The organism is Elusimicrobiota bacterium, assembly GCA_016182905.1.
In the GTDB taxonomy this organism is placed as follows: domain Bacteria; phylum Elusimicrobiota; class Elusimicrobia; order UBA1565; family UBA9628; genus GWA2-66-18.
In genome coordinates, this window is sequence record JACPFR010000016.1 from 1 (window position 1) to 24,968 (window position 24,968).

The 24,968-nt window shown below is 68.8% G+C and carries 22 protein-coding genes; 7 read left to right on the forward strand and 15 right to left on the reverse strand.

Features of this window, described 5'->3' with window-relative positions; translation table 11 throughout:
• The coding region (locus tag HYV14_06065) for a PAS domain S-box protein (GenBank protein ID MBI2385560.1) at positions 1 to 1,430 on the forward strand (1,430 nt) is incomplete at its 5' end.
• Here the strand turns inward: HYV14_06065 and HYV14_06070 are convergent.
• On the reverse strand, positions 1,423 to 2,145 hold the full coding sequence (locus HYV14_06070) for a ComF family protein (GenBank protein ID MBI2385561.1): 723 nt from the start codon (positions 2,143 to 2,145) through the stop codon (positions 1,423 to 1,425). The two genes, HYV14_06065 and HYV14_06070, sit on opposite strands and share 8 nt — an antisense overlap.
• A gap of 110 nt (positions 2,146 to 2,255) precedes the next feature.
• Here HYV14_06070 and HYV14_06075 point away from each other — a divergent pair, with 110 nt between their 5' ends.
• Genes HYV14_06075 through HYV14_06085 form a run of 3 tightly spaced genes read left to right on the forward strand, consistent with a single transcriptional unit; the run spans position 2,256 to position 5,872 of the window.
• A complete protein-coding gene (locus tag HYV14_06075) occupies positions 2,256 to 3,383 on the forward strand; it encodes a hypothetical protein (GenBank protein MBI2385562.1) in 1,128 nt (375 codons plus the stop codon).
• A gap of 8 nt (positions 3,384 to 3,391) precedes the next feature.
• Positions 3,392 to 4,315, forward strand: a complete 924-nt coding sequence (locus tag HYV14_06080; protein ID MBI2385563.1) for a hypothetical protein — start codon at positions 3,392 to 3,394, stop codon at positions 4,313 to 4,315.
• A gap of 24 nt (positions 4,316 to 4,339) precedes the next feature.
• Positions 4,340 to 5,872, forward strand: coding sequence for a glycosyltransferase family 39 protein (locus HYV14_06085; GenBank protein MBI2385564.1), 1,533 nt, complete (start codon positions 4,340 to 4,342; stop codon positions 5,870 to 5,872).
• Here the strand turns inward: HYV14_06085 and HYV14_06090 are convergent.
• The 3 genes from HYV14_06090 to HYV14_06100 form a co-directional block, all read right to left on the reverse strand.
• Entirely contained in the window at positions 5,869 to 6,624 is a 756-nt protein-coding gene (locus HYV14_06090) for a VIT1/CCC1 transporter family protein (GenBank protein ID MBI2385565.1), read from the reverse strand. The two genes, HYV14_06085 and HYV14_06090, sit on opposite strands and share 4 nt — an antisense overlap.
• A 75-nt stretch (positions 6,625 to 6,699) precedes the next feature.
• Positions 6,700 to 7,491, reverse strand: a complete 792-nt coding sequence (locus HYV14_06095) for a hypothetical protein (protein ID MBI2385566.1) — start codon at positions 7,489 to 7,491, stop codon at positions 6,700 to 6,702.
• Between the two features lie 45 nt (positions 7,492 to 7,536).
• The gene (locus HYV14_06100) at positions 7,537 to 8,730 is read right to left on the reverse strand and encodes a DUF1343 domain-containing protein (GenBank protein MBI2385567.1); all 1,194 of its coding nucleotides are present in this window, start codon (positions 8,728 to 8,730) and stop codon (positions 7,537 to 7,539) included.
• Positions 8,731 to 8,836: 106 nt separating this feature from the next.
• On the opposite strand from HYV14_06100, the gene HYV14_06105 reads away from it, so the two are divergent.
• Positions 8,837 to 10,579 carry a hypothetical protein gene (locus HYV14_06105; protein ID MBI2385568.1) on the forward strand — a complete coding sequence of 581 codons (1,743 nt, stop codon included), beginning with the start codon at positions 8,837 to 8,839 and terminating at the stop codon, positions 10,577 to 10,579.
• A 20-nt stretch (positions 10,580 to 10,599) separates the two neighbouring features.
• Here HYV14_06105 and HYV14_06110 read toward each other — a convergent pair whose 3' ends face one another.
• On the reverse strand, positions 10,600 to 11,169 hold the full coding sequence (locus tag HYV14_06110; GenBank protein ID MBI2385569.1) for a hypothetical protein: 570 nt from the start codon (positions 11,167 to 11,169) through the stop codon (positions 10,600 to 10,602).
• Between the two features lie 116 nt (positions 11,170 to 11,285).
• Here HYV14_06110 and HYV14_06115 point away from each other — a divergent pair, with 116 nt between their 5' ends.
• A complete protein-coding gene (locus tag HYV14_06115; GenBank protein ID MBI2385570.1) occupies positions 11,286 to 13,319 on the forward strand; it encodes a PBP1A family penicillin-binding protein in 2,034 nt (677 codons plus the stop codon).
• A 48-nt stretch (positions 13,320 to 13,367) separates the two neighbouring features.
• On the opposite strand, the gene HYV14_06120 is transcribed toward HYV14_06115, so the two are convergent.
• Entirely contained in the window at positions 13,368 to 13,835 is a 468-nt protein-coding gene (locus HYV14_06120; GenBank protein ID MBI2385571.1) for a hypothetical protein, read from the reverse strand.
• Entirely contained in the window at positions 13,832 to 15,358 is a 1,527-nt protein-coding gene (locus HYV14_06125; GenBank protein ID MBI2385572.1) for a hypothetical protein, read from the reverse strand. The genes HYV14_06120 and HYV14_06125 overlap by 4 nt, the downstream gene beginning before the upstream one ends.
• Positions 15,359 to 15,480: 122 nt before the next feature.
• Between HYV14_06125 and HYV14_06130 the strand changes: the two genes are divergently transcribed.
• A complete protein-coding gene (locus HYV14_06130; protein ID MBI2385573.1) occupies positions 15,481 to 16,179 on the forward strand; it encodes a transposase in 699 nt (232 codons plus the stop codon).
• On the opposite strand, the gene argH is transcribed toward HYV14_06130, so the two are convergent.
• From argH to argG, 8 genes are read right to left on the reverse strand one after another with little or no spacing between them, the layout of a single operon-like run.
• On the reverse strand, positions 16,159 to 17,499 hold the full coding sequence (gene argH / locus HYV14_06135) for an argininosuccinate lyase (protein MBI2385574.1): 1,341 nt from the start codon (positions 17,497 to 17,499) through the stop codon (positions 16,159 to 16,161). The genes HYV14_06130 and argH overlap by 21 nt on opposite strands.
• Positions 17,496 to 18,551, reverse strand: a complete 1,056-nt coding sequence (locus tag HYV14_06140; GenBank protein MBI2385575.1) for a M20/M25/M40 family metallo-hydrolase — start codon at positions 18,549 to 18,551, stop codon at positions 17,496 to 17,498. The genes argH and HYV14_06140 overlap by 4 nt, the downstream gene beginning before the upstream one ends.
• Positions 18,548 to 19,489 carry an acetylglutamate kinase gene (gene argB, locus HYV14_06145; protein MBI2385576.1) on the reverse strand — a complete coding sequence of 314 codons (942 nt, stop codon included), beginning with the start codon at positions 19,487 to 19,489 and terminating at the stop codon, positions 18,548 to 18,550. The genes HYV14_06140 and argB overlap by 4 nt, the downstream gene beginning before the upstream one ends.
• The gene (locus HYV14_06150; GenBank protein MBI2385577.1) at positions 19,486 to 20,517 is read right to left on the reverse strand and encodes an N-acetylornithine carbamoyltransferase; all 1,032 of its coding nucleotides are present in this window, start codon (positions 20,515 to 20,517) and stop codon (positions 19,486 to 19,488) included. Before HYV14_06150 ends, argB begins: the two co-directional genes overlap by 4 nt.
• Positions 20,514 to 21,689 (reverse strand): aminotransferase class III-fold pyridoxal phosphate-dependent enzyme, encoded by a 1,176-nt coding sequence (locus HYV14_06155; protein ID MBI2385578.1) that lies wholly within the window; start codon positions 21,687 to 21,689, stop codon positions 20,514 to 20,516. The genes HYV14_06150 and HYV14_06155 overlap by 4 nt, the downstream gene beginning before the upstream one ends.
• Positions 21,686 to 22,717, reverse strand: coding sequence for an N-acetyl-gamma-glutamyl-phosphate reductase (argC, locus tag HYV14_06160; protein ID MBI2385579.1), 1,032 nt, complete (start codon positions 22,715 to 22,717; stop codon positions 21,686 to 21,688). The genes HYV14_06155 and argC overlap by 4 nt, the downstream gene beginning before the upstream one ends.
• On the reverse strand, positions 22,714 to 23,766 hold the full coding sequence (locus HYV14_06165; GenBank protein ID MBI2385580.1) for a hypothetical protein: 1,053 nt from the start codon (positions 23,764 to 23,766) through the stop codon (positions 22,714 to 22,716). Before HYV14_06165 ends, argC begins: the two co-directional genes overlap by 4 nt.
• Positions 23,763 to 24,968 carry an argininosuccinate synthase gene (gene argG, locus HYV14_06170; protein ID MBI2385581.1) on the reverse strand — a complete coding sequence of 402 codons (1,206 nt, stop codon included), beginning with the start codon at positions 24,966 to 24,968 and terminating at the stop codon, positions 23,763 to 23,765. Before argG ends, HYV14_06165 begins: the two co-directional genes overlap by 4 nt.

Here is a 24,968-nt window from a genome sequence, read left to right on the forward strand (position 1 = left end):
CGGGACCTGCCGCCGAGGGCGCCGCCCCGGGCGCCGGCGCCGGCGCGGGGAACGGCCCCGGCGCCGGCGGCGCGGCCGCGGCGCAGGCCGCGATCCAGGGGATCAGCGACGCGATCGCGGGCGGGTCGCTCGAGCGCACGATGATGGCCCTCGTCGAGAAGGCCGTGCCCGACCCCGTCCTGCGCAAGAAGGTCATCGAGCAGGTCATGAAGCTGCTCGAGAGCGACATCGCCAAGCGCGTCGAGGAGGTCACGGTCCCGCTCAAGCGCGAGAAGAAGACCCTCGAGAACGAGGCGAAGCGCACCGACAGCGTGCTGAGCAACATGGTCGAGGGCGTCGTCGTCGTCGACGACCAGGGCAAGATCCTGATGATGAACCCGGCCGCCGAGCAGATCTACGGCCAGACGCTGGCGCAGAGCGCCGGCAAGCCGATCACCGACAAGCCGAGCGAGCAGTTCATCGTGACGATGGCCAACGAGCTCTCGACCCCGGCCGACCGGGACATCGCCGCCGACGTCAAGCTCCAGGGCGCGGCCGACACGCAGCGGACCTTGCGCGCCTCCAGCGCCGTCGTCAAGACCGAGGAAGGCAAGGTCGTCGGCATGGTCTCCGCTTTGCCCGACGCGACGAAGCACAAGGAACTGCAGCGGATGCAGCGCGATTTCGTCGCCCACGTCACCCACGAGCTGCGGGCGCCGCTGTCGTCGATCCGCGCCGCGCTCGAGATCCTGCAGGGCCAGTTCGCCGGTAAGATCGAGGAGGACGAGACTCGGATGCTCAACACCGCCCTCAAGAACTCCGACCGCCTGGCCGAGATGATCAACAGCATCCTCGATTTCTCCAAGATCGAGTCCGGCCAGATGGAGGTGTTCACGAAGCCGACGGATGCCGTGAAGATCGCCCAGGACGCGGTCGACAGCCTCCAGCCGTGGGCCCAGAAGAAGCGCATCGGGCTGACCTTGTCCGCGCCGGACGGCCTGCCGCTCGTCCAGTCCGACGCGCCGCGCACGGTCCAGGTCATCGTCAATCTGCTCTCCAACGCGATCAAGTTCACGCCGGCCGGCGGCAGCATCAAGGTCGCGTTGGCGAAGCGCGCCGAGGGCAACCAGGGCTTCGTCGAGTACTCGGTCAAGGACACCGGCCCCGGGATCGCCAAAGCCGAGCAGGCGAAGGTCTTCGAGAAGTTCGTCCAGATCGCCTCCGGCGAGACCCACGTCGGCGGCACGGGCCTGGGGTTGTCCATCGCGAAGGCGCTCGTCCACCTGCAGAAGGGCAAGATGTGGATCGAGAGCGAGGCCGGCCAGGGCGCCGATTTCCTGTTCACCTTGCCCGTCCACGTCGCGGAGTCGGTCGAGGCGTCCTACGTTCGCACGAAGGCCCCGCCGCCGGCGCGCCTGTCGTGGTGGAAGAAGCTCCTCGGCCTCAAGTGAAGTCCCCGGCCCGCGCGAAGGCGTAGCCCGCCGCGTCCGCCGCCCCCGCCGCGCGCAGCGCCGCCGCGCACTCCTCGAGGGTGGTGCCGGTCGCGGCCACGTCGTCGATGACGAGCACGCGCCTGCCGGCGACGAGCGGGGCGGCTCCGTCGCGGAGCGCGTAGGCGCCGGCCAGCTCGGCGCGCCGCTCGGTCTTCCTCAGCCTCCATGACGGCGGGGCCGCGCGGGCGCGCTCCAGCGCGTCGAGGAGCGGCCAGCCCGTCGCGGCGGCGAGCTCCCGCGCGAGCAGTTCGGCCTGGTTGTAGCCGCGCTCCCGCTCGCGCCCGGGATGGATGGGAACCGCGAGGAGCGCGTCGAAGCCCGAGAGCTCCGGGTGCAAGGTCAGCGCGGCGGCCATGAGACGGCCCGCCGCCTTCGCCGCCGGACGGGAGCCCCGGAACTTGAAGGCGTGCACGAGCGAGGCCGCCGGTCCGCGGTGCGCGGCCGCGGCCCGGATCAGCCGGCAGGCGAAGCGGCGTCCCGCGCAGTCCGGGCAGAAGGGCGAGGGGCCGCCGCGGCGCCCGGCGCAGCGGACGCAGGCCGGCTCCGGAGGCGGCGGCAGCGCGCCGGCGCAGGCCCGGCACAGCGGCCCGTCGGAGCGGCGCAGGTCCTCGCGGCAATGCGCGCAGGCCCGGGGGAGGAGGATGTCGAGCGCGAGCTCCCAGCAAAGTCCCATCCTTTCATACGATCGAGGCCCCCTAAAAGTTCCATGGCGGAAGGCGTCCCGACCCCCCTTGACCCCGGAAATTCGCGGGGTTACACTTCGTCCTGGGCGGAGGGGATATCATGATCATGAAACGCTTGGCGCTGGCGGCGGCGATCCTCACGGCGGCGGCCGGGACGGCGAGGGCCTGCCTTCCGGGCTGGGACTGCTGCAAGTGGAACGACGAGAAGCACCAGACGCCGAAATACGTCGTCGGGCGCATCCTCTACGCCTTCCCCCATACGCCCGCGGGCCTGAAGCAAGCGCTTCCCGTCATCAACGCGGTGTATCCGGGCACCGAGATCCTCCCCGGGAAAGGGGACAAGGTCCGTATCCCCTGCGTCGGCGTCGTCGACCTCGTCGTCGCCGCCGGCGAGGGCGGGAAAGGCTGGTGGTGGGGCGCCGACGATAAGCGCAACGAGTGCGGCAAATGCAGCCCCAACCGCTGCGACCAGGTGTCGAAGTCGACGAAATGCGGAGGCTCCGAAGGGCCCGGGGCCGGCGCCGCGGCCGGCACCGGAGCCGGCGTCGGCCAGGCCGGCTCGGGCTACGGCGGCGCCGCGACCAACTGCTCGGGGGTGAAGGTCCCCAACCGGCTCGCGCTCCTGGAGCGGGTCGCGCGGGAGAATCCCGACGAGTGGAGCGGCAAGCTCAATCCGAAGGAAGACGAATGCCGGGCCGACTCCCGCTACCTGGACCTGGCGGTCGACGCCCTGCGCCGTGAGGACCGGCGCTGGGGCTACAACTGCAAGCGCGGCGACTGCAATAACCCCTCGCACGACGTCGTCGCCTACTATTTCGGGCAGGGCGAGCCGTACGAAGGGGCGCCCCAGGTGATGCTCGTCGACATGATCGCGTCGTCGTGCGCCCATGACGCCCGTCCCGGGTGGCTGCCGCTCGAGTTCGCCTCCGGCGCGGGCTGGACGAGCACGGGCCGGTTCAAGGGCGGCCCCCGCCAGAACGTCGTCGTCGACTGCCCGAAGAACAGCCCGACGCCGACGACGTCGGTCGCTCCGCTCGGCGGCTCCGGGGGCTCGGCGGCGCCGGCTTCGGGATCGAACGCGCGGCCGGCTGCGAGGAGCGACGAGCCTCACGGGCTCATCGGCAATCGCGGCGGCAAAGCCCCTCTCGTCGAGGGCCCGGACGAGGCCATGGAGGCGCCGCCCGCGCCCGAACCCCCCCAGGAAGAGGAAGAACAGCCGCAGGAATAAGGGACGACGTGACCTACGCCCTTCTCCTGCTCCTCGCGTGGCCCTTCGCCGCGCGCGCCGCGGCGCCGCCCGATCCCTCCGCGCTGGAGTCCTACGGCTTCGACCCGTCCGTGCCGCTGCCGCGGGTGAAGACCATCCCGCCCTGGCTCCTCAAGGCCTGGGCGGACACCGACGAGATGCCGTACGAGGCGTACTCGCCGACCGCGCCGGAGGCCGCGGTGCTGGCCTCCGCCTTCGACGGCCTGCCCCCGCCGATGAAGAAGGTCCTGTCCGAACGCGTGATCGCGGTCTACCTCGTCAAGAACCTCAAGGGCAACGGCATCACCAATTGGGTCCTGGATCCGTCGAGCCGGACCTACGTCTACATGATCCTCAATCCGGCCGGGTTCCGTCAGACCTTGTCCGAGCTGATGACCGAGCGCGACCTCACGTTGTTCCGGGGCAAGGCCGATCTGAGCGTGGAGGCGGGAGACGGGCCGGGCATCCTGTACAGCGTGGCTCATGAGTCCGCTCATGCCTTCGACTACGTGAGATACGTCACCCCTTTTACCGAGCCGGGCTTGCATCGCGTCCTAAATCCCGGGTTCAAGGGAAAGAAGCCCTGGGACGCGTGGTCGGACTATGCCGAGCCGAAGCCCGCGGCGGACTACCCGTTGCGCGCGAAGCTGCATTTCTACGGCTTCGGCGATCCCGAGCTCGCGCCGGCGCAGGCGGCCGAGCTGTGCTCGCAGTGGGCGCGGACTCCTTTCGCCTCGTTCTACGGCAGCCGCTCGTGGGCCGAGGACCTGGCCGAGCTGTTCGTCCTGCGGCATCTGACGGAGGACCTCCGCCGGCCCTTGCGGCGGACCTGCGCGGGCCGGACGTATTCGCCGTGGGAGAACCCCAAGGTGCGCGCCCGCGCCGAGCGCCTACTCGCGCCGCTGTACCGCTGACCCCAAAAAAGTAAAGTCAAGGACATGAATCGGCGCTGGGTCATCCCCCTCGGCATGGTCCTGGCCTTCGGCTGGCATCTGGCGCTGCGCCGGCACGGCGTCGGCCTGCCGCTGCTCTCCGACGAGGGCGAGTACGCCTACGCGGCCCGCGTCTGGTCCGAGGGCGGGCTTCCCTACCGCGACGTCTTCAACCAGAAGCCGCCGATGACCATCGCCGTCTACCGGGCGACCGCGGCGCTCTCCGATTCTCCGGCGGCGCCCCGGTTCGCCGCGATGGCGGCGGTGCTCCTGACGGGGCTCGCCCTGCTGCTGCTCGCGCCGAAGCGCTGGAGCCCCGCCGCGCGGCTTGCGGCGCCGGCCGCGTATTTCGTGCTGAGCACCATGCCCGTCGGCGATTTCGGCTTTCCCGCCAACACCGAGGTGTTCGCGGCGGCCTTCGCGGCCTGGGCCGTCTGGGCCGCGAGCCGCGCGGACCGGCGCTTCGCCGCGCTGGGCGGGGTGCTGGCGGGCGCGGCGCTGATGACGAAGCAGACCGCGCTGTGGCCGGTCCTGGCCGCGGGGATCCTCGCCGCGTGGCGGGGGGAGCGGCGCTGGGACCCGAAGGCGGCGGCCGCGTTCGCCCTCGGCGCGGCCGCGATCCCGGCGTTCTGGCTCGGCTATTTCGCGGCGCGCGGCGGCCTGGAGCCCTTCTGGGACTGCGTCGTCGCCGGCAACATGCGCTACGCCGCGCAGGCCGATTGGGCCGCGGCGGCGGAGCAGGCCCGGTTCTTCGCCGTCGACCTGGGCCCGGCGTTCCTGAAGGGGAGCTGGCCGGCGTGGGCGCTCGCGGCTTTCGGGCTGAGGGGGCTCGAGGTCCGGTGGGAGAACCGCGGCGAGCTGGCCGCGGCGCTGTGGCTGGCCGGGGGGTTGCTCGCCGCCGCCACGGGGCTTCTCCTGTTCCCGCATTACTTCCTGCAGGCGGCGCCGCCGCTATGCCTCGCCGCGGCGTACGGCGTCGAGCGCCTGCGCGGGGAGAAGACGCGCTGGGCGGCGGTGGCCGCGCTGGCGCTGGTCCCCGCCGCGGCCGGCGGGGATTTCTACTTCGCCAAGGGCCGCGAGGCCGTCGCCAAGGATCTGCTGTACCCGAGCCCCCTGCTCGAGACCGAGGCCCTCGGCGCTTGGCTGCGCGAGCGCACGGCCCCCGGCGATCCCATCTGGGTGTTCGGCTCCGAGCCCGCGCTGTACGTCTACGCCGGGCGCCGCGCCGCGACGCGGCACGACTTCGTCTACCCCTTGACCATGTTCCCCAAGAGCCCGGAGCCGCTCGAGGCCGAGCTCGCCGCCCTGCGGGCGGCGAAGCCGGCCTTCGTCGTCTACGTCAATCAGCCGATCTCGACCTTGATCGGCTCTCGCCTCGGCCTGGCGTTCCGCGACGCGATCCGCGAGTGGCTCGCGGCCGACTACCGCCTCGAGGGCTACGTCCCCGTACCCCGCGAGCCGAAGCCGTTCTCGTTCGTCGGCGCGCGGGCCCCGGACTGGAGCGCCCAGAACCGCCTCTACGTGTTCAGGCGCCGCTAGCCGCCGTACAGGCCGCGGATGACGCGCCCCGCGGCGAAGGCCAGCCCCGCCGCGGCGCCGCCGACGCCCAGGGTCTCGAGCCCCGAGCGGAGCAGGGGCGCGCGCAGCACGAGGCCTTTCATCAGCCCGATCGCGAGGAACGCGACGGCCGTGATCGCGGCGCTGGCGGCGAGCTCCGCGTCCGCGGGGAAGGCGGGAAGAAGGAACGGCAGGAGCGGCATCGAGCCGGCGGCCGCGAACGCGCCGAACGTCGCGAGGCCGGCGAGCAGTGGGCGGCGCTCCTCGGTCTGAAGGCCGCGCTCCTCCGTCAGCATCGTCTCGACCCACAGCGCCTCGTCCCGGGTGATCACGGCGACGATCTTCTCGAGGACGGCTCCGTTGAAGCCTTTCCGCCGGAAGATCTGACGGATCTCCTCCCGCTCTCCCCGCGGGATCCGGGCGATGTGGGACTCCTCCTCGCGCCGGGCCTTGAGCAGCTCCTCGCGCCGGCTCTTCACGCTCAGGTAGTTGCCGGCGGCCATGCTGAACCCGTCGGCGAGGAGGTTGGCGCAGCCGAGCACGACGATCGCCGCGTCGGGCAGACCGCCGCCCGCCGCGCCCGCGACGACGGCGAAGGTGGTGACGCAGCCGTCGACGCCGCCGAGCACCGCGTCGCCGAGATGGCTGTGGCGGCGCCGTTCGCCGAGGCGGCGCCGGATCGCCGAGGGCCGGTGCAGCTCCTTAAGGTCGCGCGACTCCGCGGGCTCGTTCATGGTTCGCCTCGGGGAAAGCTGACCATGGAACGGCCCGCGAGGCACAGTGCGCGGCTGTAACGAACCTGTGCCGGTCTAGAAGGCGGAGCGCCACCACTCGTAGTGGTCCTTCTCGAGCTCCTTGGGGGAAGGCATCGGGAAGAACACGAGCTCGCTGGCGCCGGCGAACCAGAAGCCGTGGCGGATCAGCCGCCACGACGCCGCGGTCAAGGTCGAGTTGAGGCTGACCGTCTTCGTCTTTTTGTCCGAGTTCTCCTTGAGCTCGAGCAGGTAGTCGTGGAGGCGGTTCGGGTAGGTGTCCGGGATCGGGCAGGTCAGCATGTCCCGGTTCTGGTTCATGTGGAGGAAGGTCTCCACGTCGAACTCGTACTGCGTGAACAGGATCTTCGGCGCGCCCTTCGACCGCGTCTCGGAGGTGATGTACTTGGCGAACGCGCGCTGGTCGAGCGTCGAGGCGACCATGTTGCTGAGCGGGCAGATCTCCTGATACACCCGCACGAGGCCGGGCTCGTTGACCGCGGTGTAGGGCTTCGCCTTCAGCTCGAGGGCCTTGCCGTCGGTCGTGACGAGATACAGGCTCTTCAGCGCCTTCAGGTCGATGTGCTCGAGCACGGCGTAGGACGAGATGAACTTCGTCTTCTTCGGCGAGCCGTCCGGATGCGGGACGGTCTCCTTCAGGTAATGGTCGATGTCGAAATATCCGTCGCGGAAGCCCGGGTCGAGCTCGGCGAAGATCACCTTGCCTTCGTAGTGCTTCGAGCTCCCGATGGTGTAGTGCTCCGCGAATTTCTCCGGCGGGAGCTGGGACGCGACGAGCGCGTTGACGGGGTGGACGATGACGTACAGGTGCTTCTCTAGGGTGGGCATAGGGGTTCCTCCACTCATCCCCTAGCAACAAAACGGCCGGGAATTTCAGTACAGCAGGTATTTGGCGCGCCCGGCGTCGAAGGCGCGCCAGCTCGCCTCGTAGGCCGCGAGGATCGCGCCGGGGTGCTCGGAGGACTCGAGGACGGAACGGAAGATGTTCCGGTCGGCCTTCATCGCGGCGCCGCCGGCGCCGGCCCAGGACACCGCGACGATCCGCGACCGGCGCAGCGCGCCGACGGCGTGGACGAAGATGTCGAGGCTGCGGACCTTCTTGCGGTCCACGACGTCCACGCGCACGCCGCGGCAGGGCTTGCCCGCGTAGATGTCCTGGGCCGGGGTCCGATCCTCGACCTGGAACCGCGCTCCTTCCAGCCCCGCCGCGTCCAGGGCGCGGACCATGGCGGCGGCGTCGAGGTCCGGCGCGCCGAACCAGAGGAAAGGCTCGTCCGTGCCGCGGCCGACGGAGTACGGGCTCGACTCGAAGCCCACGAAGCCGGCGTACAGGATGGCCGCGTCCAGCCCCCGTATGTTCGGCGAGGGGTTGATCCACGGATACGCGGTCTCGTCGTAGAGCGTGGAGCGCGTCCAGCCTTGCAGCGGCACGACGCTGAGCCGGAGCGCGAGCCCCTTCACGGCGGCGTGCAGGCGCGCCATCTCGCCCGGCGTCATGCCGTGGCGGACCGGCACCGGGAAGTAGCCGGTGAAATCGAACGGCGCTTCCAGCACCGGCCCTTCGAGGACCTCTCCGCCCAGCGGGTTGGGGCGGTCGAGGACCACGAACTCGAGGCCGTGCTTGGCCGCCTCCTCCATGCACATCCCCATCGTGCTCAGGTAGGTGTAGGCGCGGGCGCCGACGTCCTGGATGTCGAAGACGAGGACGTCGATCCCCTTCAGCATCTCCGCGGTCGGACGCCGCGTCTTGCCGTACAGGCTGTAGACGGGAAGCCCCGTCACCGGGTCCTTCGTGTCGCCGACGGGGTCGCCGTCGCGGCGGTCGCCCCGGAAGCCGTGCTCGGGGCTGAAGATGGCGACGAGCCGGAGCTTCTTCGAGGCGAAGAGGAGGTCCACCGTGCTGCGTCCCGCGTAGTCGGCGCCGGTGTGGTTGGTGATGACGCCCACGCGCTTGCCGCGCAGGAGCTCGAAGTCCGCGCGCTCGAGCGCGTCGATGCCGGCGAGCAGGGCCGCGGAGGCGGGAGCGGCCGCCGCCAAGAACAGCGCCAGCGCCATCAGGGCTCTCATCGGGTGCACCCTACCAAAGACGAGGACGGTTTCATAGACCAATCCTCAATATCGGCTGTACACTCCGTCTATTTCCCTCGCCCTCGCGGAGGCTTACAATCCGTTCATGACCATCGACATGCTCCACGGGCGGCTCATGGTGAGCGTCGACGAGTTCGCCTCCCAGCTCGCCGCCGGGCGCCCGCTGTTCGTCGCCGGCGACGAGGACCTGCTGCGGCGCCTGCCGAAGGGCGACTGGGTGGGAGGCACCAGCGCCTACTTCATCGGCGAGGAAGGCGGCCTCCATTCGCGCGACCGGCTGAGCTCGGTCGTCGCCCCCGAGTTCGCGACCGGCTTCACGATCAAGGTCTACGACGCCGTCTCCATCGCGGACGTCTATACGGACGCCCCCGACAACGGCTACAGCCTCGTCGTCATCCCGGCCGCGAGCAACACCCTGCGGGCGTTCGCGCTCGAGGGCCCCCGTTACGCGAACTTCGCCTGCCGGCCCCTGGTCGGCTGGGTCTCGGGGGTGGACCTCGTCGACCTCGGGAAGGCCGCGCCGCGGGTCTTCGACGGGCGGACCGGCGCCGCCTACGACGACGCCGCGGTCGTGCTCCACGTGTCGCTGCCCAAGTCCAAGACCGCCGAGGTCGGCCTCATCAACATCTTCGAGCCGGGCGACGGCGACGTTCTGACCTTCGCGGCCGACGGCTTCACCGCCAAGGACGTGTTCGTCGACGGCAAGCTCGTTCCCTTCGTCCAGTACATCAAGGAGCGGCGGCTCGACATCCGTCTTCCCCTGGTCGCCGATTACAACGGCGCGATGGTGAACACCTCGTTCCAGCGCGTCGACGAGGCGTCCCAGGAGGTCCGCTTCTACGCGCCGGTCTTCAAGGGCGTGCGCTATCGCCACGCCCGCCCGATCGGGGACTATATCTCGGCCTTCTCGTCCCAGCTGCCGAAGGAGCTCGCGGGCGGCGTCGATTACTCGTGCAACTGCATCCTGAACTACCTCTACGCGAGGCTCGAGGGCCGCCGCACGCCGGGCTTCACGGGGCCCACGACCTTCGGCGAGATCGCCTACCAGCTGCTCAATCAGACGCTCGTCTATCTCAAGATCTCGGACGCGAACTTGTCCGAGCGCCTGCGCGGGGAGACCGCGCTGCGCAAGCAGTTCCATGCCCTCGAGGCCGTCACCCAGGGGCTGGAGTCCTTCAACTCCATGGTGTCCCACGACCTCCGCGCCCCGCTGCGGCACATGCGGGAGTTCTCCCGCCTGCTGCAGGATTCTCCCGCCGCGGCGGCCGACGCGCGCGCCCGCGACTACGCTTCGCGCATCGTCTCCGCGGCCGACCGGATGACGAGCCTGCTCGACGGCCTGGCGAGCTTCGCTTACGCCGGCCGCGCGGAGCTGCGCCGCGAGCCGGTCGACCTGGGCGGGCTCGTCGGCGAGGTGCGCGAGGAGCTGCGCGCCGACTGCGGGGAACGGAGGATCGTCTGGGACGTGCGTCACCTGCCGGTCGTCCAGGGCGACCGGGCCCTGCTCCGGCAGGTGTTCGTCAACCTCCTCTCCAACGCGATCAAATACACGAGCGGCAGGCCCGAGGCCCGGGTGCGCATCCGCGCCCGTCGCGGCGACAAGGGCGTCATCGTCTCCGTGCACGACAACGGCATCGGCTTCGATGCGCAGGAATCCGGGCGGCTGTTCGAGCCGTTCCAGCGGCTCGAGTCGGCCCGCTCGTTCCCGGGCAGCGGCATCGGCCTGGCCATCGTGGCGCGGATCGCGGCGCGGCATGGAGGGAGGGTGTGGGCCGAGGGAAAGCCGGGGCGGTGGGCGAGCTTCTTCGTCTCGATCCCGGACCGCTGAATCGCCTCCGCGCCCGCGCGTCAGGGGATCGGAGGGAACAGGAGCTCCTTCATCAGGGCCGAGGACTTCCCCGCGTTCGACAGATCGACGGCCCTCCGGTAGGAATCCCGCGCCCCCGCCGCGTCGAGGTCGCCGCGGCCGATCGCGACGGCCAGGTTGAGCGCGAGGAAGTTGAGCGCCTCGTCGTCCGACCGGGCCGAGATCGCGGTCCCGTCCGGGGAGATCCGGACCTTGTCTCCGAAGGCCGCGAGCTCGCGGCGCGCGCTCGTCGGCACCCGGTAGGCCGCGGTCTGCTCCAGGATGCCGGCCGTCCCGCCGCTCTCCCCGGGCCGCTCGCGGACGATGATCTTCTTCCAGCGGCCCTTGTCCTTCCAGCCCATCCCGTCCGGCGCGAGCGCGTCGGGGGGGCCGTATTTCTCGATCATCGCGGCGGCGGCGAGCCGCGAGGGCGCAGGCCAAGCCGCGATGATGTCCTCGGCCAAGGACCCTCGCCGCGCGGCATCGAAGGGGGCGGCCGTCCGGCAGCCCGCGACGAGGCCGGCCCCAAGCCCGGCGCTCAACGCGACGAACAGGACGAATCCCGCCTTCATGGCGCCCCTCCGTGCTCCGTTGCGATGGTAGCACCGCGGCCCGGCGCCGGCTATCGACGAAATGTAAGGCTTTTGCGGCGGCCGGGCGTAAGCCGGTCCGGGGCTCGAATGGTATCATGAGGGCGATGCTCCGGACCTGGTTTCGACGCGCGCTTCTGGCCGCGGCCGCGGCGGCCCTCGCCGCCGGCGCCGTCGTCGGCGGCATGACCCTGTCCGCCTGGCGGCGCTATCATCAGCTCGAGCCGGCCATCATCGAGAAGATGGACGCGTATTACCTCAACCTCACCGTTCCCGGGCGCGAGGAGTACCTCCTCGCCGAGGACGAGGCCTTCGAGGTCCCCTACATGGCCTCGAAGCTGTCTGTCGCGGCCGCCCCGACGCGCATCCTCGACGCGAAAGACCGCCTCATCGCCGAGTTCTCCGTGGAGAAGGGACAGTACGTCCGCTCTCCCGACGACCTTCCCGCCTTCCTCAAGAAGGCGCTGGTGGCCAGCGAGGACGCCCATTTCTACGAGCACGGCGGCGTCGACTGGAAGGCGACCGCGCGCGCGGTCTTCGTCACGCTCACCGGCGCGCGGCGCAGCCAGGGCGGCTCGACCTTGACCCAGCAGCTCGCCAAGCAGATGTTCACGACGCGCAAGCGCACCCCCGGCCGCAAGATCTTCGAGTATTTTTGCGTCAGGAAGCTCGAGCAGAAGTTCACGAAGGACCAGATCCTCATGATGTACCTCAACTTCGCCTACTTCGGCCACGGCGCCTTCGGCGTCGAGTCCGCGTCGCGCTACTATTTCAACAAGCCGGCCTCCGCCCTCGACGTCGGCGAGTCGGCGATAATCGTCGGCATCATCCCCAGCCCCAACAAGTATTCGCCGCTCGACTCCCCGGAGCTCGCGCGCCCGCGCCAGCGCACCGTGCTCCGGCGCATGGCCAGGAACGGCTTCATCCCGGAGTCGTCCGTCGAGCGCATCGAGGCCGAGTTCTGGGACCGCTTCGAGCGCCGCGCGCGCGTCCCCGAGGTCTCCTTCTGGCGCACGCGCGTCAACGAGGCGCCCTACGTCGTCGAGTTCGTGCGCCGGCAGATGCTCCGGGCCTACACCAAGGAGCGTCTCCTGCGCGGCGGCCTGACCATCCGCACCACCTTCGACCTCGACGCGCAGAAGGCCGCCCAGCGCGCCCTGCGCGAGCGCCTGGCCAAGGAGAACGACCCCGCGGCCAAGCCCGACGAGGACGGCGAGCCCGCCGGCAAGGAGGCTCCCGTCGAGGGCGCGCTCGCGGCGCTCGACCCGAAGGACGGCGCCCTCCTCGCCCTCGTCGGCGGCACCGGCTTCAGCTTCCAGAACCAGCTCGACCGCGCGACGGACGGCCGCCGCCTGATGGGCTCGTCGGTCAAGCCCTTCGTCTGGGCCGAGGCGTACGAGAGCGGGAGGTTCAAGGCCTCGGACACGATGCTCGACGCCCCGATCACCTTCAAGATCGGCAACGGCCGCAAGTGGTCGCCGCACAACTACGGCAACAAGTACTACGGCGAGGTGCGCCTCGACTTCGCCCTGTGGAAGTCGCTGAACTCGGTCGCGATCAAGCTTCTCAAGGAAGTCGACATCGACAAGGTCCTCGAGATCCTGTCCGTCGCCTCCGGCGTCCCCGTGGAGCGCCTGCCGCGCAACCTCTCGCTGGCCCTGGGGACCGCGGACGTCTCGCCCGTGCAGATGGCCGCGGCCTACGCCCCGTTCGCCAACGGCGGCCGCGCGGTGCGCCCCTGGTGGCTGCGCGGCCTCACGGACCGGGAGGGCAAGGTGCTGAGCGAAGGCGACGCTCCGAAGACCGAGGGCTCCGTCGTCTTCTCCTCGACGACCGCCCGCGCGATGGTCGACACGATGCGCGGCGTCCTGGGTCCCGAGGGCTCCGCCTACGCCTCCGCGCGCCGCATCGGCTTCAACGTCCCCGCCGCCGGCAAGACCGGCACCACCAACGACTACCGCGACGCCTGGTTCGCCGGCGTCACCCCCGACCTCTCCGCCGCCGTCTGGATCGGCCACGACGACATGCGCGTCGCCATGTCCCCCGGCAAGGCCGGCGGCTCCATCGCCGCCCCCGCCTGGATGTCCTTCGTCAAGGACATCTACATGTCCAAGCCCACCCGCGACTTCTAAAGCCGGTGTCAGGCTCGCAAATTCGTTGAATTCCCGGCCGGGGACTAATCAGGGCTTCGGCGCGGGTTCGCGGGTGATCGCGAGGGAAGGAGCCCCGTCGGGGCCGTAGCGAAGCGTGAGGCGGGCGATGGTGCCGTCCTCGATGCGCACGAAGCGCTCCCGCGGCTGCCGGGCGTCGGGCAGGACGGTCCACTCGCCGATCGGCGGCAGGAACCAATGCTCGAGGCGCACGGGCTGGTTGCCCGCGGGGACCTTGAGCCGCACGTGCTTCTCCTGCGAGCGCGGGCCGACGGCGGTCTTGCCCGTCTCCTTGCCGTCGATGAAGATCTTCGTGAAGGAAACGCCCTCGTCGTCGGCGTTCGGCACGGCCTCGATGACGACGGCCTCGAAATTGGGGTCCTTGACCTCGACGACCGCGACGGGCGGGGGCGGAGGCAGGGGCGACGGGAACTCGGCCTGGCGCGGCCCGACGCACGCGGCGAAGATCGCGGCGGCCAGGAGCGGAAGGATTCTCATTTCGCGCGGACGCGGAACGAGTATTTGTCGCGCACGTTGTTCTGCGCCGCGTCGGCCGGCTTCAGGCGCACCGCGTAGGTGCCGCGGTCGAGCTCGCGCTCGAGCGACACGGGGTCGCCGGGCTTGGGCGAGGCGGCCGTCCCCAGCTCCTTGTACTCCTGGTCGAACAAGGTCAAAGCGGGCGCGGCGTTGATCACGCCGGTCAGCTCGATGACCACGACGCCCTTCTGGTAGAGGTTGAACTCATACCAGTCCTCGTCGCCCTTCGGCGCGAAATAGCCGTCGACCGAGTCGCCGACCTTGAGCGACTGGACGGTCCCGCTCGAGTTGTTCGGCTCCCATTCGAGGCCGGGCTGGAAGGGGATCAGCTTGCGGCCGAGCGAGTAGGACTGGCGGCTGTCGGCCTTCTTCCCGCTCTTCTCCGTGACGACCAGGTGGTAGTCTCCGCCGGTCAGGCCCCAGCCCGTCATGATCTCCGGCTGCTCCTTGCCCATGTTGTCGACAAAGGAGAGCTCGTTGCCGAGCGCGTCGCGCAGGGACAAAGTCAGGTCCATGCCGGTGAGGCCGGAGAGCTCCGCGCGCAGGAGCTGCTTCGTCCCGCTGTCGGCCGCGACCTTGTACCAGTCCTGGTCGCCGGCGGGCGCGATGGTCCCGGAGATCGACTCGAGCTCGAGAGGCGTCGCGTCGGCGCGTTGGTCGTTCGGCTCGAATTCCGTGGCGCCCTGGTAGGGCAGCAGCTCGGTGAGCAGATCGTAAGGCACGTCGGGGTTGCCCGCGCTCTTGTACTTCGAGCGCAGGCGCAGAGAGAACTTCCCCGGGCCGCGCACGCCGAAATTGCGCAGGCTCTCGCCCTCGCCGATGCCGCCCGCGTCGAGCTCCTTGAGCTTGTAGCCGTTGGTGTCGTAGACCTCGAGGATAGAATCGACCTTCGGGACCTCGCTCACGTCGATGTTGAGCAGGAACAGGCCGGTCTTGGCCACCTCGATCGAGTACCAGTCCTCTTCAGCCGCCTCGGGCTCCTCGGACAGCAGCTGCTTCGCCGGCCAGTAGTGGCCTTTCGCCAGGCCGCCCGCCTCGATGGTCTGAGCGGTCAGCGCGGTGTCGTTGGGCTCGCGCTCGCGCCCGGCGGCCGCGTCGAGCTTCGTCTGGAGGTCGTAGACCTGCGCCGGATTGTTCGCCTTCTCGTTCCTGTTCGTGACCACGAGGTAATACGCGCCCGCCGAGAGGCCGAGGTCGAGCAGCTGCTCGTCGCCGCCGACGGTCGTCTCGTCGACCCGCTTGAGCTCGCGCCGGTCCTTGTCGAAGAAAGAGAGGGCGAAATCGACGTCCTTGATGCCCCCGATCTTGACCGAGAGCGCCCCGGCCGCCTCGACGTCGATGCGATACCAGTCCTGATCCTTCTGGTTGCCGATCGTCCCCGTCGCCTTCCCGCCCGCCTTGAGCGCGCTCGCCTGCTGATACGAATCATTCGGCTCCGCCTCTTTAGCGGGGCCGCAAGCTGAAAATACGGCGGCGCCCAACATAAGTGTCAGGCTCGCAAATTCGTTGAATTCTCGGCGGCGAGGGAACATTTTGGGGGGTTCGATCGTAAGATAGTATGGGGCGACGACCAAGAATACATTATCCCGGCGCGGTCTATCATGTCATGGCGCGTGGAGTCGATAGGCGCGCTATCTTCATCGATAAACGCGATTATGAGTCATTCCTGAATTGTCTGAATCGGATAATAGAAGAGTCGGGAGCGACGGTGCTCGCCTATTGCCTCATGCCCAACCATTTCCATTTGGCGATCAAGGTCGGCCCGGTGCTGCTCTCCTCCATCATGCAGAGGATACTCGCCTCGTACGCAACAACTTTCAACCGTCGGTACGATCGCACGGGACATTTGTTCGAGGCGCGCCATAGAGCCTATTTATGTTCGGACGACCGATACTTGCTCGCCCTGATTCACTATATCCAGATGAATCCGGTTCGGGCAGTCTTGGTTTCGCGTGCCGAAGATTGGCCTTGGTCGAGTCGCGTTCCGGTCGAATTGCCTGACCTCGGAATGGATGATTTTGAACCCTGGCCTAGGATGGACGGGCGACCGATCCTTATGCGCTCGCGCGCGACCAATTTGACGCTCGATGAGATCGGCGAAAAAGTCGGCACCGCTACGGGAGTCGGCCCCGCAGAGCTCCGCTCGGGCACGAAGAATAGTCAGGTTGTTCGCGCTAAGGGGTTGCTCGCGCGGGAGGGAATACGAAACGGCCATCGAATCGGCGAGATAGCGGCGTGGCTCCATACCGCGCCGGGCAGCGTCGGTTACTATCTCAGAAAGAATTCAACGAATTTGCGAGCCTGACACCAAGACGGACCAGCGCTTGTTCAACTCGGAGCTCGTTTTTAGATGTCGTCGGTCGGATTTCTTGATTTCGGCGGCCAACCAAGACCAGTCGGGGTTGCCGGGGGCGCCGGTGTGCGAGGGGAGCTCCACCTGGCCGACGGGGAGGGGGACGGCGACGGCGCGGGCGCGGTCGGCGACCTGGCGGTAGGCGGTGCGGAAGGGCATGCCGTCGCGGACGAGGGCGATGGCCTCGTGGGTGGCGAACAGGTCCGAGGTGACGGCGGCGGCGCAGCGGTCCTCGTTGACCGAAAGCGACTCCGGCAGGCGGGCGGCGATCCCGAGTATCTGGCCCATCGTGTCGAGCGCGGCGAACAGCGGGCCCTTGGTCAGCTGGTAGTCGCGGTGGTAGCCCGAGGGCAGCTGGCCGATCATGAGGACCTGGTTGAGCCAGCCCGGGAACAGGGCGGCGCGGGCGCGGGTGAGCTCGACGACGTCCGGGTTCTTCTTCTGGGGCATGATGCTCGAGCCGGTCGTGAACGAGTCGGAGAGCTTGAGAAAGCCGAACTCGGCGGTCGAGTACAGCGACAGGTCCCAGGCCAGGGTCCCGAGGTCGCGGGCGACGAGGCACAAGGACGAGAGCACGGCCGCCTCGAGACGCGGGCGGCTCGACTGGACTCGTAAGGTGTTGCGCTGCACGCGCGAGAATCCGAGGAGCTGGGCCACGCGCTCGCGCGGGAGCGGGAGCATGACGCCGTAGCCGGCGGCGGAGCCGAGCGGGCAGGCGTCGGCCTCGTCGAAGGCGAAGCGCAGGGCGCGGCGCGCGTCGAGCAGGGCCTCGACGTGGGACGCGGCCCAGTGGCCGATCGTGGTCGGCATCGCGCGCTGCAGGTGCGAGTAGCCGGGGATGGGGCGCTCGTCCCACTTCGCGCCGAACGCGGCCCAGGCGGCGGCGGCGGCGCCGGCGGCGGCGTCGAGGGCCAGGAGGCGGTCCTTGAGGTACAGGCGCAGGTTCACTTGGACCTGGTCGTTGCGCGAGCGTCCGGCGTGGACCTTGGCCCCGGTCTCGCCGAGCTTCGCGGTCAGCGCCTGCTCGACGGCGGTGTGGATGTCCTCTTGAGCGCGCGTGATCTTAATAGTCTTGAGCCCGCTCAGGACCTTGCGGATGCGAGCGTATTCGGCCTTGGTGAGCACGCCGATCGCGACGAGGCCGGAGGCGTGCGCCAGGCTTCCGTAGACCTCGTAGGGAAGAAGGCGCGCGTCGAGCTCGGGGTCGGCGCCGACGGTGTAGGCCTCGACGGCGGCGTCGAGGTCGGTCTTGGTCTGCCAGAGCTTTTTCATGCGGCCGCCTTGTCGAAGTAGGATCGGATCAGGTTCTCGTAGAAAGCGACGCCGGCCTCGAGCTCGGAGACCTCGAGGTACTCGTCCGGGGTGTGCGACCGCTTCGAGTCGCCGGGGCCGGCCTTCACCGTGGGGATGCCCTTGAGGAACACCCAGTCGGACAAGGTCGGCGAGCCGTAGGCGCGGCCGGAGGGATTGGCGGCGAGCGCGGCCTGGACGACGGGATGGGCGGGGTCGGTCTCGACCGAGCCGAGGCGGTTGGAGCGGATCGTCACCTCGCCCTCGACGGTCTTCTTCACCAGCGCGATGATCTCGTCCGGGGAAACGGAGGGAGTGGTGCGGATATCGACGACCAATTTGCAGCGGTCGGGGATCACGTTGTGGCGCTCGCCGCCGGAGATCTGGGTGACATGCAAAGTCGTGGCGCCCAAAGCAGGATGCTCTCGGTCGAATCCGATCTTCGACAGGGCCAGGACGTCTCTCGCCGCGGCCTCGACCGCGTTGACGCCGCCGCCGTGAGCGGCGTGCGCCGAGCGCCCTTTGGCGATGATCTCGAGAAGGAGCAGTCCCTTCTGAGCGACGGCGGCTTTCAGGCCGGTCGGTTCGCCCACGACGGCCGCGTCGGGACGGGGCAAGGTCGGGAGAAGGACTTCGAGGCCCTGGCCGAGGACCTCTTCCTCGCAGGTCGCCGCGATGAGCACCTTGCCCTTGGGCGCGTTCGAGGCGAACGCCCGCTGAGTGCCGATCATCATGGCCACGAGGCAGCCCTTCGCGTCGTTGCTTCCCCGGCCGTAGATCTTGCCGTCCTCGATGTCCGCCTTGAGGGGGTCCCTCGTCCAGCCTTGGCCGACGGGAACGGTGTCGGTGTGGGAGTTCAGAAGCAGAAGGGGGCCGTCTCCTCCGTCCAGCATCGCGGTGAGATTGCGGCCGCTCGCTTTGGGAGAGAGGCCGAGCTCGAGCATGGCCGAATGCAGCCGCGCGACGACGGCGTCCTCCTGTCTCGACTCGGACGGGATGCGGACGACCTCGCGCAGGAGCTCGACGGCGTTCATGCGATGAGCGGCTCGGGGGCGAGCTCGACGGCCTGGTATTCCTGGCGCTCGCGCTTCTCGACGATCATCGTGCCGCAGCCGGCGTTGGTGAAGGTCTCGCGCAGCAGGGCGCCGGGTTTGAGGCCGTTGATGATGTGGGTCCGGCGCACGCCGCCCTTGAGCGCGCGCACGCAGGCCTCGATCTTGGGCAGCATGCCGCCCGTCAGGCGCCCGGCCTTCTTGAAGCTCTCGACCTCGTCGACGTCGGTATATGAGACGAGGCTCGAGGGGTTGCCCACGTCCTTGAGCAGCCCCTCGGTGTCGGTCACGATGACGAGCTTCTCGGCCTTGAGCGAGCGGGCGATCGACTCGGCGATCGAGTCGGCGTTGATGTTGAAGATGTTTCCCATGGTGTCGGCGCCGAGGCAGGAGACGACGGGCGTCATGCCCGCGTCGAGCAAGGTCAGCAGGACCTTGGGGTCGACGCCGTCGATGTCGCCGACGAAGCCGAAGTCCACCTCGATCGGGGCCTGGCCCGGGGCGGGCTCGACCATGCGCTTGGGGCGCCGGTGCGCGGTGACGAGGCCGGCGTCCACGCCCGATACGCCGACGGCGGGCGTGTGGTGGGCGCGGAACGAGGAGAGGATGTCGATGTTGAGGGTGCCGCCGTAGACCATCTTGGCGACCTCGAGCGTCTCCGCATCGGTGACGCGGCGGCCGGCGATGATCTCGGGCTCGAGGCCGAGCTTCTTGGCGAGCTCGGTGGCCTGGTTGCCGCCGCCGTGCACGAGCACCACTCGGATGCCCACCTGCTGGAGCAGGCAGACGTCCTCGACGAGGGCGTCGAGCATCTCTTTGCGGCCGACCACGCGGCCCCCGACCTTCACGACGAAGATCTTGCCCTTGTACATGCGGATGTAGGGGATGGCCTGCTTGAGCATCAAAGGCGAGTCGGTCATTTGCGGTGTCTCCTGGCGGCGGCGATGGGTTTGGGCGAGGCGAGTAAATGAAGAAGAACGGCTTTGGCGGTGTGGAGGCGGTTCTCGGCTTCGTCGATGTGCACCGCCCACTTCCCGTCCAAAACGTCGTCGTTGACGACGAGGTTCCTGCGGACGGGCAGGCAGTGCATGAAGATCCCGTCATCGGTCTTCTTCATCTTCGCCGACGAGATCGTCCACTTCTTGCGGAACGCGGGATCGGCGGACGGCGCCTGGCCGTAATTCGCCAGAGATCCCCACGATTTCCCGTACACGACGTGCTGGCCTTCGAAAGCCCCCGTCGCGTCGTCGGTGACCGTCAGCTTCGTCCCGTTGGCGGCGCAATTCTTCTTCACGCGCGCCATCACCTCGGCATCGAGGTCATATCCTTCCGGACGTGCGATCGTGACGTTCATGCCCGCCATGGAGGCCATCTCGACGGAAGAGTTGGGCACGGCCATGGGCAGAGGCTTCACGTGGGGCGCCCAGGACAGGAGGAAATTCTTCTTCACCGGGTCCATCCGCTCCCGGATCGTCATCAGGTCGGCCAGCGCTTGGCACGGGTGCCCCGACGCCGACTCCATGTTGATGACCGGCACGGTCGAGTACTTGAGGAAGGCCGCGAGCGCGGGCTCGGCCTTGTCCTCGGCCCAGGACTTCCCGGCGGGGAAGGAGCGCAGGCCGAGCGCCTGGCACATGCGCCCCAGGACCGGCACGGCTTCTTTCAAATGCTCCGCGGCGGAGCCGTCCATGACGACGCCTTCGACGGACTCCATGCCCCAGGTGCCGCCCGAGCCGAGGCTCAAAGTCACGGGGTGGCCGCCCAAAGTGGCGGTCGCGACGGAGAACGAGACCTGCGTGCGCAGGGACGGGTTCATGAAACAGAACGCCAGGGACTTGCCCGCCAGCGGCATGCCCTCCGGCGCCGACTTCTTGAGCGCGAGCGCCGAGTCGACGATCGCGTTGAGCTCGTCGATGGTGAAGTCCTTCAGGTGGGTGAAATGCCTCATGCCGCCACCGCCTCGGCCGCGAAGATCTCCTCCAACGCGGCCCGCAGCAGGCCGATCTCGGCCGGGCCGACGGTGAGCGGGGGGAGCAGGCGGATGACGTGAACATCGTCGGCCCCGCCGACGATGATCTTCTTCTTCAATAGAGCGTCGCGAACGGCCTTCGACGGCCGGTCGAGGACGAGCCCGAGTAGAAGTCCCTTCCCGCGGATCTCTTTGATCTGCGGGAAACGGAACGTGGCTCGGATGAGCTCCTCCATCTCCGCGGCATTCTCGACGAGATTCTTGTCGACGATCGCCTTGATCGTCGCGCTGATCGCCACGCTGGCGAGCGGCCCGCCGCCGAAGGTCGAGCCCAGCGCGCCGGGCTTCACCTTCGCGGAGACCTCGGGCGTCGCGAGCACCGCGCCGGCCGGAACGCCGGAGGCGAGGGCCTTGGCGAAGGTCTGCAGATGCGGCCGGGCGTCGGAGGCGTGGCGCGCGGACGGGGCGCCCACGCGGCCGAGGCCGGTCTGGACCTCGTCGAAGATCAGCAAGCTCCCGTTTTTCTCGCACAGAGCCTGCAGGCCGCGGAGATATTCTCCCGTCGCCGTGGTGCAGCCCTGGACGCTTTGAATGGGCTCCAGAAGAAACGCGGCCGCGTCCTTGAGGGCCGCCTCGGCCGCGGCGAGATCCCCGAAAGGCACGTGCACGATGTCCCCGCCCAGGCCGGTCATGCCCTTCCGGTATTTATAACCCGTCGCGGCGATGGCCGCAGCCGTCCGGCCGTGGAACCCGCCCTCGGCCACGACGATCTTGGCCTTGCCCGTCACGCAGCGCGCGATGCGCATCGCGTTCTCGTTGGCCTCCGCGCCCGAGTTGCAGAAGAACACCTGCGAGCCCTTCTCCCCGCAGAAATCCACGAGGGCCTTGGCGGCCTCGGCGCGGACCTTGAGGTAGACGAGGTTAGAGTAGAACAGCAGCTTGGCCGACTGCTTCGCGATGGCGGCCGTGACCTCGGCGGGGGAGTGCCCGATCGCCGCGACGGCGTGACCGCCGTACAGGTCGAGATACTTGTTTCCCGCCTCGTCCCAGACCCAGCAGCCTTCGCCGCGGTCGAGGACGAACGGGAACTTCTCGTACGTCGGGAGGACGCTGCCGTCTTCCAGGGCCATCGATTCGTTCATGCCGCTCACGGGTAGGTCCCCGCGAACTCGAGCCCCACGCTCTCGTCCCAGCCCATCATCACGTTGAGGTTCTGGATGGCCTGGCCCGACGCCCCCTTGACGAGGTTGTCGATGGCGGAGATCACGCAGATGCGGCCCTCCTGGACGGTGACGAACACGTCGCAGTGGTTGGAGCCGTTGACGGCGTTGAGCGAGGGCGGCTCGGGCACGAGGCGCACGAAGGAGCTGCCCTTGTAGGCGGTCTGGTACAGCTCCTTGACGCGCTCGGAGGTCCAGCCCTTGGGCAGGTCCACCTGGCACACCGCGTAGATGCCGCGGGCGAACGGCCCCGAGATCGGCACGAGCGACAGCTTCAGGGCCTTCTTGCCCGCCAGGCGCTCGAGAATCTGCTCGACCTCGGGGATGTGCTGGTGGGTGAAGGGCTTGTAGGCCTTGAGGTTGCTGTGGCGCGTCGGGTGATGCGTGATCGGCGTCGGGTTGGCGCCGGAGCCGGAGGAGCCGGTGATCGCCGTGACGGACACGACGCCGCCGACGCCGCCCTTGGCCAGCGGCCCGAGGGCCAGGGCCGTCGCGGTGGCGAAGCAGCCGGGGTTGGCCACCAGGCGGGTCTTCTCGATCTCCGCGCGGTTGAGCTCGACGAGGCCGTAGGCGAACTTCTTGAGGAGGTCGGGTGCCTTGTGCTTGCGCGTGTACCAGACGGGGTACAGGGCCTCGTCGCGCAGGCGGAAGTCGCCGGAGAGGTCGATGATGCGCAGGCGCGAGCCCGCGGCGGCGAGGATCGCCGGCACCTCGGCCATCGCGTCGCCGTGGCCGCCGGCGAGGAACAGGCAGTCGAGCTTCGCGTAGTCGAGCTTGCGGGTGAACGAGAGGCTCGTGCGGCCGCGCAGGTTCGGGTGCGCGAGGAACACGGGCTGCCCCGGGAAGGTGGAGGAGGTCGCCGCGGCGATCTCGACCTTCGGGTGCGAGAGCAGGAGGCGGATCAGCTCGCCGCCGGTGAAGCCCGCGCCGCCTTCGATGCCGACCTTGATCTTCTTCACGCGGGCACCCCCGCGAACACCGCGTTCTCGACGAACTGGCCGAGGGCCTCGTGCTCGATGCGGGCGTTGATCGCCTTGACGCCGACCTGGCCCTCGATGAACTCCTTGCCGACCGCGTTGTCCGTCGCGGGACCGGAGAGGACGTCCACCTTCAGCTTGAAGCGGTTCGTGAACAGCTCGGCGGCGCCCCACGCGGAGACGGGGTCGTTGGCGCACATGACGTGCGCCGCCGCGGCGCCCATCAGTTGCGTGTCATTAAGAATCTCCTGGACGCCGTACTCGCCCAATATCCCGTCCCCGAGCTCGATGACGAGGCAGTCCGGCTCCTCCTTGTTGAGGGCGTTGATCAGGCCCTTGGCGACGGGCACCGACACCGCGCCGGTCGTGGAGACCACGCCCGCGTCGGTGAAGGACAGGCCCTTGATCGCGCCGCGGTCGACCATGCTCATCGTGTCGCGCAGCAGCGAGACGCCGGTGAGCTTGGCCGCGCCGACGCGGCGGCCTTTGCGCGCCAGGTAGCGGATGATCTCGCCGCAGGCGAAGGTCTTTCCGGCGTTCATGCAGGTGCCGGCGACATAGATGATCGGCGCCGATTTCTCGAGCTTATCCGACCAGGCCACGGCGCCGGTCCGGATGGACGCGGGGACTCCCAGCCGTTCGCCGAGATGGGGGAAGGAAAGGATCTGCCCCAGCACCTCGGCCTGGAGGGGCTTTCCGATCTCGAGGTTCACCGACGTGCAGCGGCCGATGACTCCACCGAGGTTCAGGATGTCGAGCTTGTCGCCGACCTTGATGGACTCCGGGACGTGGCCCGCGTAGCCGCGCAGGGCGCGGCGCGTGCCCAGGACGCCGGCGATGATGTCGCCGTCGTTGAGGTCGATCATGCGGCCGTAGACGTCCTCGAGGGTGTTGTACACCGTCTTCTTGCCGTGCACGCGGACGGCGAGGACCATCCCTTCCTTGGCCTGGATCTCGTCGGAGAGCAGGACCTCCCGGGGAATCCGGGCGTTGCGCGTCGTGGACGCGATCTTGTCGAGCGTTACCTTCATATCGTCACCTTTTCCGCGCGCGCGCGGGCCGCCAAAGTCATGGGAAGCGCGTGGAGCTTCGAGAAGCCCGCGGCCTCGTCGCCGGTCCACAGCTTGGTCGTCTCGCCGTAAGTGGCGGCGCCGGCGATCATCGAGAAAGGAGATTTGACGCCGGTGACGTCGAAACGTCCCGCGCGCAGGCGCAGGCGCGCCTCGCCCGTGACCGTCTCCTGCGACGACTTGATCATGGCTTCGATGTCACGCATGACGGGATCAAAATACAGGCCCTCATGAAGCATTTGGCCGTAGAATTCTCCGGCCTGATTCTTCCAGAAGCTCTGCCAGCGGGTCAGAACGAGTTTTTCCAGCTCGTTGTGGGCCGCGATAAGCATTAATGGCGCAGGGGCTTCAAAGCCGATGCGTCCCTTAATACCGAGGATCGTGTCCCCCATATGCACTCCCCGCCCAACAGCGTACCTCCGGCCAAGGGCGTGTAAGGCCCCCACAAGGTCCACCCCTTCCGTTGCCTTTCCGTCCAAAGACGTCGGTATGCCCTTCGTGAAGCCGACGACGACATCCGTTTGTTCCGTCGGAGGCTCGGCCGACAGGGAGGGAAAGGCCGAGTCGGGAATCTCCGTCCACGGATCGTGAGTGGCGCCCCCGCCGACCGTCGTTCCCCACAATCCGGCGTTCACCGAGTACGCGGTCGTCTTGGCCGGCACCGCGACGCCTTCCTTGGCGAGATAGTCCGTCTCCTGCTGGCGGGAAAGGCCGAGGTCCCGGATCGGCGTGTGGACCTTCACATTAGGAAGCAAGACTTGAAAGACCGCGTCGAACCTCACCTGGTCGTTGCCCGCCCCGGTCGACCCGTGGCACACGCCGTCGGCCTTCACTTCCTTGGCCACGCGGGCGATCATCTCGGCCTGCAGCACCCGCTCGGCCGCCACGGAGAGCGGATACACCCGGCCGCGCAGGATGTTGCCCTGGATCAGCGGCGCCGCGAAGCGGGAGAACACCTCCGCGCGCCCGTCGAGCGCGTAATGCTTCAGCGCGCCGAGAGCCTTCGAGCGCGCCTTGATGGCCGCCAGCTCCTCGGCGGAGAACCCGCCGGTGTCGACGGTGGCGGTGATCACGTCCGCGCCGAGCTCCTTCTTGAGCCACAGCACGCAGAACGTGGTGTCGAGGCCGCCGCTGAACGCGAGTACGACGAGGGGTTTCTTCAT

Bases quoted from the DNA above. Each gene is read 5' to 3' on its own strand.
- argH (MBI2385574.1), bottom strand. From the start codon at position 17,499: ATGAAAAAGCTCTGGCAGACCAAGACCGACCTCGACGCCGCCGTCGAG.
- HYV14_06115 (MBI2385570.1), top strand. From the start codon at position 11,286: ATGAGGGCGATGCTCCGGACCTGGTTTCGACGCGCGCTTCTGGCCGCG.
- HYV14_06085 (MBI2385564.1), top strand. From the start codon at position 4,340: ATGAATCGGCGCTGGGTCATCCCCCTCGGCATGGTCCTGGCCTTCGGC.
- HYV14_06110 (MBI2385569.1), bottom strand. From the start codon at position 11,169: ATGAAGGCGGGATTCGTCCTGTTCGTCGCGTTGAGCGCCGGGCTTGGG.
- HYV14_06140 (MBI2385575.1), bottom strand. From the start codon at position 18,551: ATGAACGCCGTCGAGCTCCTGCGCGAGGTCGTCCGCATCCCGTCCGAG.
- HYV14_06130 (MBI2385573.1), top strand. From the start codon at position 15,481: ATGGCGCGTGGAGTCGATAGGCGCGCTATCTTCATCGATAAACGCGAT.
- argB (MBI2385576.1), bottom strand. From the start codon at position 19,489: ATGACCGACTCGCCTTTGATGCTCAAGCAGGCCATCCCCTACATCCGC.
- HYV14_06150 (MBI2385577.1), bottom strand. From the start codon at position 20,517: ATGAGGCATTTCACCCACCTGAAGGACTTCACCATCGACGAGCTCAAC.
- HYV14_06100 (MBI2385567.1), bottom strand. From the start codon at position 8,730: ATGAGAGCCCTGATGGCGCTGGCGCTGTTCTTGGCGGCGGCCGCTCCC.
- HYV14_06105 (MBI2385568.1), top strand. From the start codon at position 8,837: ATGACCATCGACATGCTCCACGGGCGGCTCATGGTGAGCGTCGACGAG.
- HYV14_06070 (MBI2385561.1), bottom strand. From the start codon at position 2,145: ATGGGACTTTGCTGGGAGCTCGCGCTCGACATCCTCCTCCCCCGGGCC.
- argG (MBI2385581.1), bottom strand. From the start codon at position 24,968: ATGAAGAAACCCCTCGTCGTACTCGCGTTCAGCGGCGGCCTCGACACC.
- HYV14_06090 (MBI2385565.1), bottom strand. From the start codon at position 6,624: ATGAACGAGCCCGCGGAGTCGCGCGACCTTAAGGAGCTGCACCGGCCC.
- HYV14_06125 (MBI2385572.1), bottom strand. From the start codon at position 15,358: ATGTTGGGCGCCGCCGTATTTTCAGCTTGCGGCCCCGCTAAAGAGGCG.
- HYV14_06095 (MBI2385566.1), bottom strand. From the start codon at position 7,491: ATGCCCACCCTAGAGAAGCACCTGTACGTCATCGTCCACCCCGTCAAC.
- HYV14_06165 (MBI2385580.1), bottom strand. From the start codon at position 23,766: ATGAAGGTAACGCTCGACAAGATCGCGTCCACGACGCGCAACGCCCGG.
- HYV14_06120 (MBI2385571.1), bottom strand. From the start codon at position 13,835: ATGAGAATCCTTCCGCTCCTGGCCGCCGCGATCTTCGCCGCGTGCGTC.
- HYV14_06075 (MBI2385562.1), top strand. From the start codon at position 2,256: ATGATCATGAAACGCTTGGCGCTGGCGGCGGCGATCCTCACGGCGGCG.